General features: G+C 70.2%; 7 protein-coding genes. 3 read left to right on the top strand and 4 right to left on the bottom strand.

What is annotated here, in order from left to right:
• From HOP12_13755 to HOP12_13745, 3 genes are all read right to left on the bottom strand, one after another.
• A partial coding sequence (locus tag HOP12_13755) for a deoxyribodipyrimidine photo-lyase (GenBank protein ID NOT35207.1) occupies window positions 1–617 on the bottom strand: 617 nt, incomplete at its 3' end.
• A gap of 76 nt (window positions 618–693) precedes the next feature.
• Entirely contained in the window at window positions 694–1,215 is a 522-nt protein-coding gene (locus HOP12_13750) for a methylated-DNA--[protein]-cysteine S-methyltransferase (GenBank protein NOT35206.1), read from the bottom strand.
• Window positions 1,212–2,696, bottom strand: a complete 1,485-nt coding sequence (locus HOP12_13745; GenBank protein NOT35205.1) for a DNA-3-methyladenine glycosylase 2 family protein — start codon at window positions 2,694–2,696, stop codon at window positions 1,212–1,214. The genes HOP12_13750 and HOP12_13745 overlap by 4 nt, the downstream gene beginning before the upstream one ends.
• 140 nt (window positions 2,697–2,836) lie before the next feature.
• Here HOP12_13745 and HOP12_13740 point away from each other — a divergent pair, with 140 nt between their 5' ends.
• Entirely contained in the window at window positions 2,837–3,820 is a 984-nt protein-coding gene (locus HOP12_13740) for a hypothetical protein (GenBank protein ID NOT35204.1), read from the top strand.
• Between the two features lie 42 nt (window positions 3,821–3,862).
• Here HOP12_13740 and HOP12_13735 read toward each other — a convergent pair whose 3' ends face one another.
• Entirely contained in the window at window positions 3,863–5,608 is a 1,746-nt protein-coding gene (locus HOP12_13735) for a hypothetical protein (protein ID NOT35203.1), read from the bottom strand.
• A gap of 108 nt (window positions 5,609–5,716) precedes the next feature.
• On the opposite strand from HOP12_13735, the gene HOP12_13730 reads away from it, so the two are divergent.
• Both HOP12_13730 and HOP12_13725 read left to right on the top strand, forming a co-directional pair.
• Window positions 5,717–7,708 carry a M48 family metalloprotease gene (locus tag HOP12_13730; GenBank protein ID NOT35202.1) on the top strand — a complete coding sequence of 664 codons (1,992 nt, stop codon included), beginning with the start codon at window positions 5,717–5,719 and terminating at the stop codon, window positions 7,706–7,708.
• Between the two features lie 80 nt (window positions 7,709–7,788).
• On the top strand, window positions 7,789–8,610 hold an 822-nt coding region (locus HOP12_13725; GenBank protein NOT35201.1), incomplete at its 3' end, for an ABC transporter ATP-binding protein.

Here is an 8,610-nt window from a genome sequence, read left to right as displayed (position 1 = left end):
AGTCGCCCGCGCGCCTCGGTCGCGCCGCCGGGCCAGCGCGTGGAACGCGCCTCGAAGCCGAGCCGCTCGAGCGTCGCGAGCCGCCGGACCGGCAGCGCATGAGTGGCGAAGCGTTTCGCGGCCGGGAGCGGTCGCGCGGTCGGCAGCGCGCGACACGCGCGCTCGAACGGCGAAAACACCGTGAACGGCGTGCCCGTCTTCGTCAGCACCGCACCCGGCGGGACGAGCAAGCGATCGTGAAATCGACGCACCTTGACGCCCGCGCGCGTCAGCGCGCGTTCGACCGCGTCGTCCCGCTCGCGAAGTTGCGGCTCGTACTCGTCGTTCCAGTACACCGCGTCGGCGTGAGCGGTCTGCGCCGCGCGCAGCACGGTCTCGGTGGCGTCGCCATGATCGAGTGCCAGCCGCGAGCCGGTGCGATCGATGGCGGCCGAGAGGTCGGCGAGCGAGTCGAGGACGAACCGTACGCGCGTGGCGGCGATGTCGGGTCGGCCAAGGAGTGCCGGTTCACTCGCAAAGAACGGCACCACGTCGCCGCTCGCATCGCGCGCGGCCTCGTGGAGTCCCGTGTTGTCGTCGAGTCGCAGGTCCTTGCGAAACCAGAAGAGCACGCGCATGCGGGCATTAGAGGCATGCGGGCCGGAATCGATGCAAGGAGATTGGGCGACGATCGGTGTGATCGTCGCCCGACTCCTACAACAACGTCGGCTCGAGCGCCCCCTCGAGCTTCAGCAACTGCCGCTTGCGATCGAGCCCGCCGCCGTAGCCGCCGAGCGTGCCGTCGGCCGCGATCACGCGGTGACACGGTACGAACAACGCGATCGGGTTGCGGCCGTTCGCTCCCCCCACGGCACGCGCCGCCGACGGCTGGCCGACTCGCTCCGCGAGCGTGCGGTAACTGATCGTGCGTCCGGTCGGAATGCGCTTGAGCTGCTTCCACACCGAGCGTTCGAACTCGGTGCCGTGCAGCTCGACCGGTTGATCGTCGAGCGCGTTCGAGTCACCTGCGAAATAGCGGCGCAGCCGCGTCGCGGCTCCGGCGGGGTCTTTGTGCTCGCGAGTGTCGAACTCGCCGAGATGGTCAGTGAGGCGCTTGCGCAACCACCGCACGCGGTCTTTCCTGGCCGAGAACTCGAGCCCCACGAGTTTGCCGTCGCGCGCGATCAACGTGATCGGGCCGATCGGAGTCGAAACGGTTGCGATGTCGAGCGTCATGAACGCCTCCGCGGTTTGCTGTTCGATGGCTTCGGTTTCGAGAGGTCACGCCACAGTGCGAGCGCCGCGTAGGCACGCCACGGCCGCCACGCCTCGGCGATCGCACGCGTTTCACGTTCGCTCGGCAGGCGACCGTTCATCGCGAGCGCCTTGCGAACGCCGAGATCGCCGGCCGGAAACGCATCGGGCTCCGCGAGTGCCCGCATCGCGACGTATTCGGCGGTCCAGCGGCCGATGCCGGGCAGTCGCGAGAAGTGCTCGACGAAGGCGTCAACGCCTTCCGGTGCGGCGAGCACCAGCGAGCCGTCCGCGACCGCCCGTGCCATGCCCTGCAACGCATCGATACGCGATTGCGGAAGTCCGAGCTTGTCGAGATTTGCCTGCCCGACCGCGTGCGGCGTGGGGAAGACGTGCGTGAGCGCGGCCGCGTCGCTCGCGGCCAGCGGGGTTGCGCAGCGCGCCACCAACCGACCGGCGAGGGTGCGCGCGGCGGCGACCGAGACCTGCTGGCCGAGCAGTGCGCGTACGGCGACCTCGAAGGCGTCCCAGCCCGACGGCACACGCACGCCGCTGCGTGGCCAGCGCACCGCAAGTTTCGGATCACGCGCGAGCGTCGTGCCGATCAGCCGCACGTCGGCCGCGAGGTCGAACATGCGGCCGACACGCGTCGCGATCGACAGCAACCCGCGCGGCGAAGAGCCGCTCCAGCGCACCAGCAGTGCGTCGTCACCGGGAGCGGCGCGAACCTCGAGCACGCCCACGTCGCCGTCGATCTCCGCGGTGCGCCGGTAGACGCCGTCCGCGACCGCTTCGACGCCGGGGATCGCGCGCCCGCCGAAGAACGCGAAGATCGGATGCGGATCGAACGGTGCGCGCGCCGGCAGCCGCAGGACCTGGCCGCCGAGATCCGCGAAGTCCGCCGGCGCGCGACGACCCCGCAACTCGGCCGGCGAGCGATGGAATGTGGCCCGAATCGCAGCTCGCAGGCGCCGTGCACTTCCGAAACCCGAAGCCTGCGCGATGTCTTCGAGCGGCATCACGCCGTCGTCGATCAGGCGCCGCGCGAAGTGAACGCGACGGGTGCGAGCGACCGCGAGCGGTGACGCTCCGAGCTGCTCGTCGAACAATCGCCGCAGCCAGCGGTCCGTGACACCGAGTCGATCCGCGAGTCCCTCGACGCCGTCGCGATCGAGCACCCCGTCTTCGATCAGTCGCAGCGCGCGCGTAACGGTCGCGGATGTTCCGGCGCCGGCCGGTGAGCCTGCGGTCGCATCCGGGCGACAACGCAGGCACGGGCGGAATCCCGCCCCCTCGGCCGCCGCCGGGCATGCATAGAAACGCACATTGCGGCGCGCTGGAATCCGCGCGGGGCAACCCGGCCGGCAGTAGATGTGCGTGGTCAGCACCGCCGTCACGAAGCGGCCTTCGAACCGGCGGTCGCGCGCTTCGAGCGCGCGGTAGCAGATGTCTTGCGGTGGCATCACGCGAGAAGTTGTACCGCATTCGGGCGTCGCGAACCGGACGAAATCGGAACTGGTGTCCGGGGGTGGGACGAGCGCCGCCGGTGCTCTGAACCGCACCGAAGCTGGTGTCCGCGGGACCGCCCCGCTAGGGTGCGGACATGCTTGCTTTCGACGATGGCGTTCACGTGCTCGGCACCGAGGTGTGGCTCGATCCCCGCAAGCGCAAGCCGCGCGCGATCGTCACGCACGCGCACTCGGACCACGTCGGCCGCCATGCGTGCTGGGTGACGAGCCCGGCGACCGGCGTGATCGCGACCCATCGCTGGCAGGCACGCTCGGTCGAGCCGCACCCGTTTCACGAACCATGGGACGACGAAGGTGCGCGCCTCACACTGCTGCCCGCCGGGCACATCCTCGGTTCGAGCATGGTGCTGATCGAGCGTGCGGGCACGCGCCTCCTGTACACCGGCGACTTTCGCCTCGGTGAGTCCGCGACCGCCGAGCCGTGCGTGCCGGTCGCGGCCGACGTGCTCGTGATGGAGTGCACGTTCGGCGAGCCGCGCTACCGGTTCCCGCCGCGCGCCGAGGTACTCGATCAGCTGTGCGCGTTCATCGACGCCGCATTCGCGGATGACGTGGTGCCGGTGCTGCTTGCTTATGCGCTCGGCAAATCGCAGGAGCTGGCGCGGCTCGTGAGCGAACGCGGCTACCCGGTCGCGCTGTGGGGCGCGGCGCACGCCATGCTGTCGGTCTACCGCGAACTCGGCGTGTCGTTCGGGAGTTGCGAGCCGCTCGATGAACAGACCCCGGGTCGCATGGAACAGCTGCGCGAGCAACGCCGGGTCGTGATCGTGCCGCCGCAACGCTCGGCGGCCGACGTGCTGCGGAGCTTTCCGCGCCGCCGCACCGCGTTCGTGTCGGGCTGGGCGATCGCACCACACGTGGCGTGGCGGCCGGCGAGCGACGCGGCGTTCGCGATCAGCGACCACGCCGACTTCGACGGCCTGATCGAGATGGTCGAACGCGTCAAGCCACGCAAGATCTTCACGCTGCACGGTCCGGACTCATTCGCGGGCGAGTTGAGACAGCGCGGGTGGGATGCGACACCGGCGCGGCACGCGAATCAGCTCACGCTGCTTTAACGGGCTCGCGTTCGCCGGCGATCCGAGGGTCGGCGGCGGTGCCTACTCGGCATTCACGCGTGCCAGCACCAGGCTCGGGGTGCGGATCAGGATCTCGAGCGGCGATACGGTCGCTGCGCGCACCTCGCTCTCGCGCTGAGGGCGAAACGCGACGTAGGTGCGGCCGTCGCGCGCGCGCGACTCGCGCAGTGCCCGTGCGAGCGGCGGTCCCGGCGCCTTCGCCGTACCATGCCCCGCCACGACGAACGCACGCGGGGCATAGAGGCGCAGCGACGGCGGCGCGGACTCGAGCAGCACCAGTGCCGCGCCGGCGGGTGCCTCGCGCACCAGCGCATCACCGACCGGCCGGGTGCTCGCGTACGGTTCGAGCGCGTGTAGAACGCGAGCGTTGATGAGCGGGGCCGCGAGCAGCACCGGCAGCGCGAACAGCAGCGCCGCGGTTCGCAGTCGTCCGATCAGCGCGGCGAGCGCCGGAGCGCACGCGAGCACCACGATCAATGCCGCGAGCAGCCGCAGATCGCGCTGGGCTTCGAGCAGCCGATTCGCCGCCAGTGTGGCGAGGAATGCGACCGGCACGCCGACGAACGCGAGCATGCGGGTGGCATTCTCGAGCGGGAGTCGTACGCGATGCGGTGCTTCCAGCACGTGATCGAGCAGCCGCCCGGTGAGCAGAGCGATCGCAGGGAGCGCCGGAAGCACCGCGGTCAGCGGCGCGCGAAATACCAACATGCACGGCACCAGAGCCGCGAACAGCCACGCGATCACGAGGTGCGCCGTCGACTCCGATTCGAGCTGGCGTTCGAGTTCGGCCAGCACCACGGCACCGCCGTCGCCCGCGACTTCGCGGGCGCGCTCCGGTGCCCGTCGTGAGCGCCCCCACCAGGTCGACGCATGCAGCACCGCGGCCGGCAGCATCGCGCTCCACGGAAACGCCGCCGCCATGAGCAGCGTCACGGCCGAGACCGGTGTCGCAAGGGCCGCGAGCCATGTCTCGGGCGCCGGGCCGCCGCCATGGGGAAACGCCGGCAGAGCACGCAGGAACGCGACTCCGTGGCGCTCGAACATCGCTCCGTACCAGGGCAGGCAGAGCCCGGCCACGATCGCGACTCCGGCGAGCGGGCGCAGCGCACGCCACCGCTCGCTGCGGCGTGCGAGCCGCAGGTAAAGACCGAGCCCGAGCAGCGGCCACGCGGCACTGGTCGGCCCTCCGGTCAGTGCCGCGAGCGCGAGTGAGACCCACGCGAGCACGATCCAGCGGGTCGGCGATGGGTTGCGCCGCACCACGAGCTCGGCGAGCGCGCCGCAGGCACTCCACGCCGCGAGCGCCGCGAGCAGCACGCCACCATCGAGCCGTGCGGTGAATGGCAGTCCGAGCGTGGTGAGCAGAACTCCGGCCGCGCACAGGCCGGCGCGCGCACCGAACAGCCGTGCACCGATCAGCCCGGTCAGTGCTGCCAGCGCCACCGCGAGCAGCGCGCGTACCGCCCGACCCGGCACCGGGGAGCGCGCGCGAAACGCGTTCCAGACCAAATCCGGCACATACGCCGCCACCGGACGCTCGAGCAACGCCGTGCCGCCGAGCGTCGGGGTCACGAATTCGCCGCGGGCCAGCAGCTCATTCGCGACCGCCGCATTGCGCGCCTCGCGGTCGTCGAGCAGCGCGACGCTACCGAGCCCGGTGAACAGCACCGCGGCGGCCACCGCCACCAGCAAGCCGAACGCGAGACGTCGGTTGGAGGTCGAGTCCCGGCGCGAACCGACCGCGGCGATGCCGTCCGGTCGCGGCATGAAAAGGCCTCCGAGCATTGAGTGAGTATCGGGCGAGGCGCCGAGCCTAGCGCATGGTTTCGGCGGCCTGCCATCAAGCCAGTCGCGGCGCACGCCGACAACTCGGGCATGCAATTCGAGTCCTATCGCGACCTGGTGCGCCGTCTCGAGACCGAAGCCGCCTCCGACGTGCGCCGTTACACGCTGCGCGTCGCCGCGTTCGGTGCGCTCGGCTACACCTATCTGCTCGGCATGTTCGCGCTGCTGTTCGGCGTGGTGATCCTCGGGCTGGTGCTGAGCACGCACTGGCACGTCGGCGGGATTCGCTGGATCTGCGTCAACCTCGGCATCGCGACCGTTCCGATGGGGATCGTGCTGGCGCGCGTGGTGCTCGCACGGCCGGCGGTGCCTTCGGGGGTCGCGCTGACGCGCGAGCGAGCACCGGCGCTGTTCACACTGCTCGACCAGGTCCGCATGGCGACGAACGCACCCGCGTTGCACCACGTGCTACTGAACCACGACTACAACTGTTCGGTGCTGCAACAGCCGCGGCTCGGGTTGTTCGGGTGGCCGCGCAACTACCTGCTGCTCGGACTGCCGATGCTCGAGACGCTGTCTTCCGATCGCCTGCGCTCGGTGATCGCGCACGAGATGGGTCATCTGACCGCCGATCACAGCACCTTCGCCGGCCGGTTGTTCAGCGTTTCCGATGCGTGGCGCCGGCTGCTCGCGCATCTCGATGCGCAGGGTGGGCTCCTGCTGCGACTGTTCGTGCCGTTCTTCCGCTGGTACGCGCCGCGTTTCGGCGCGCGCGGCTTCGTGCTCGGCCGCCGCGCGGAGTACTTCGCGGATGCCTGCGCGCGGCGCGCGGCCGGTGAACGTAGCACGCGTGGCGCGCTGGTTCGCATCGAGGTGATGTCGCGCTTCCATCATGACGTGATGACGAAGCTGTACGAACAGGTCCGCGAGCGCTCCGAGCCGCCCGAGCGCGGTGTGATCGAGGCGGCACGGCGACTGCGCGAGGATCCGGACGCGATGCAGGCGATGACGTGGCTCGAAGACGCGTTGCGTGCCGAGACCGGCTACGAGGACACGCACCCGGCGCTTCGCGACCGACTGAAGCACCTGAATCCCGATGTTCCGGCGAATCTCGGCGACACGCTTGCGGAACCCGGGCCCTCGGCCGCGCAGCAGTTGCTGGGCGAGGCCTACGAGGCACTCGCCTCCGAGATCGACGCACGCTGGCGCTCCGAGATCGGCACCGGTTGGAAGGCTCGCCACGACGAACTCGCGCGCACCGCAGGCGAGCTGGTGGACCTCGAAACGCGTGGCGCCACCGATGGATTGGAGCGCGACGATGAGTGGAAGCGCGTGGTCGCGCGCATCGATCTGCAGGGCCGCGCGGTCGCGGACGATCTGCTGACCGCGTTCATCGCCACTCATCCGGATCATGCGATGGCTCAGTTCCGAAGGGGCCAACTGCTGCTCGATGACGGCGACGTGCGCGGACTCGAGCATCTCGAACGCGCGATGGCGCTCGACACCGACGCGGTGTCGGCCGGCTGCGATCAGGCCAGCGCGTTCCTGCGCAGTCATGGGCGCAGCGATGAGGCGGATGCATTCGTCCAGCGCGCGTGGCAGTACGGCGAGCTGGCGGAGAAGGCCCAACGCGAGCGGCAGGAGTTGAAGAAGAGCGACTCGCTCGCTCCGCACGACCTCGACGTCGACGTGCTGGTGCGGCTGCGCGAGCGGCTCGCGAACGAAACCTGGCTCGACGCGGTGTACCTGGTGCGCAAGCAGGTCGTGCATCTGGCCGGCAAGCCGTGCTACGTGCTCGGACTGGTGCCGCATCGGCCCTGGCACCGACTCTCGCAGCCCACGAAAGAAGCGCAGCACGCGATCGCACTGCTCGGAGATGGGGCGGTGCCGGCCGGCGTCTGGGGCTTTCTGATCGTCGATCGTCTGGCGTGGGCGAAGCGGCGGCTGCGCAGGATCGAAGGCGCCGAGATCTGGACGCGCGCGGTGGCGGTCCCGCCCGCGCGGCTCACCGAGCCGCTCCCGATTGCGGGTGAGCGCGCGGATTCGAACCCTGAGTCCTCGGCGACCCATCACGCCGCCTGATCGCGCGGCTCGCAACTTCCGCGTGCGAGACCCCGTAGGGCTGACCTCGCCACTCGACCCGTCATCCCCAGGGGCTCCCGATGCCGCTTTCCGTTCAATCGCTTTCCAAACGCTATCGCGGCGGTGTGCAGGCGCTGGTCGACTTCTCGCTCGACCTCGAGCCCGGCGTGCACGGCCTGCTGGGGCCCAACGGCGCCGGCAAGTCCACGCTCATGCGCATTCTTGCCACCATCCAGCGCCCGACTGCGGGACGCGTGATGTGGGGCGATGTCGACCTGCTGCGTCAGCCGGATCGCGTTCGCGAGCAGCTCGGCTATCTGCCGCAGGATTTCGGCATCTACCCGAACTTGAACGCGCTCGAGTTCCTCGAATACCTGGCGACCGCCAAGGGACTCGAGCCGCGTGCGGCGCGTGCGCGCATCGCCGTGCTGCTCGAGCTCCTGAACCTGACCGAGGTGCGCAAGCGTCCGTTGGGTGGATTCTCGGGCGGCATGCGCCAACGGGTTGGTATCGCACAGGCGCTGCTCAACGATCCACGCCTGCTGATCGTCGACGAACCGACCGCGGGGCTCGATCCCGAGGAGCGCGTGCGCTTCCGCCAGCTGCTCTCGGATCTGTCCGGTGAACGCGTCGTCATCCTGTCGACGCACATCGTGTCCGACGTCGAATCGGTCGCGAGTTCGATCGCACTGATCGCGCGCGGGCGACTGCTCGCGCACGGCCCGGTCGAGACGCTCACGCGTTCGCTCGCAGGTCAGGTCTGGGAAGCGCAGGTGCCGGTCGACGCGATGCGAGAGCTGCGCGGCCGCCACCTGGTGAGTGGGTTCGTGCGCCACGGCGATCGGGTCAACGTGCGTATCGTGGCGGGTTCCGCACCGGCCGCGCGTCCGCGACCGGTGCGG

Source organism: Candidatus Eisenbacteria bacterium (assembly GCA_013140805.1).
In the GTDB taxonomy this organism is placed as follows: domain Bacteria; phylum Eisenbacteria; class RBG-16-71-46; order RBG-16-71-46; family RBG-16-71-46; genus JABFRW01.
Note: the sequence above shows the minus strand (reverse complement) of the source record. Positions and strands in the feature narration are given on the sequence as shown.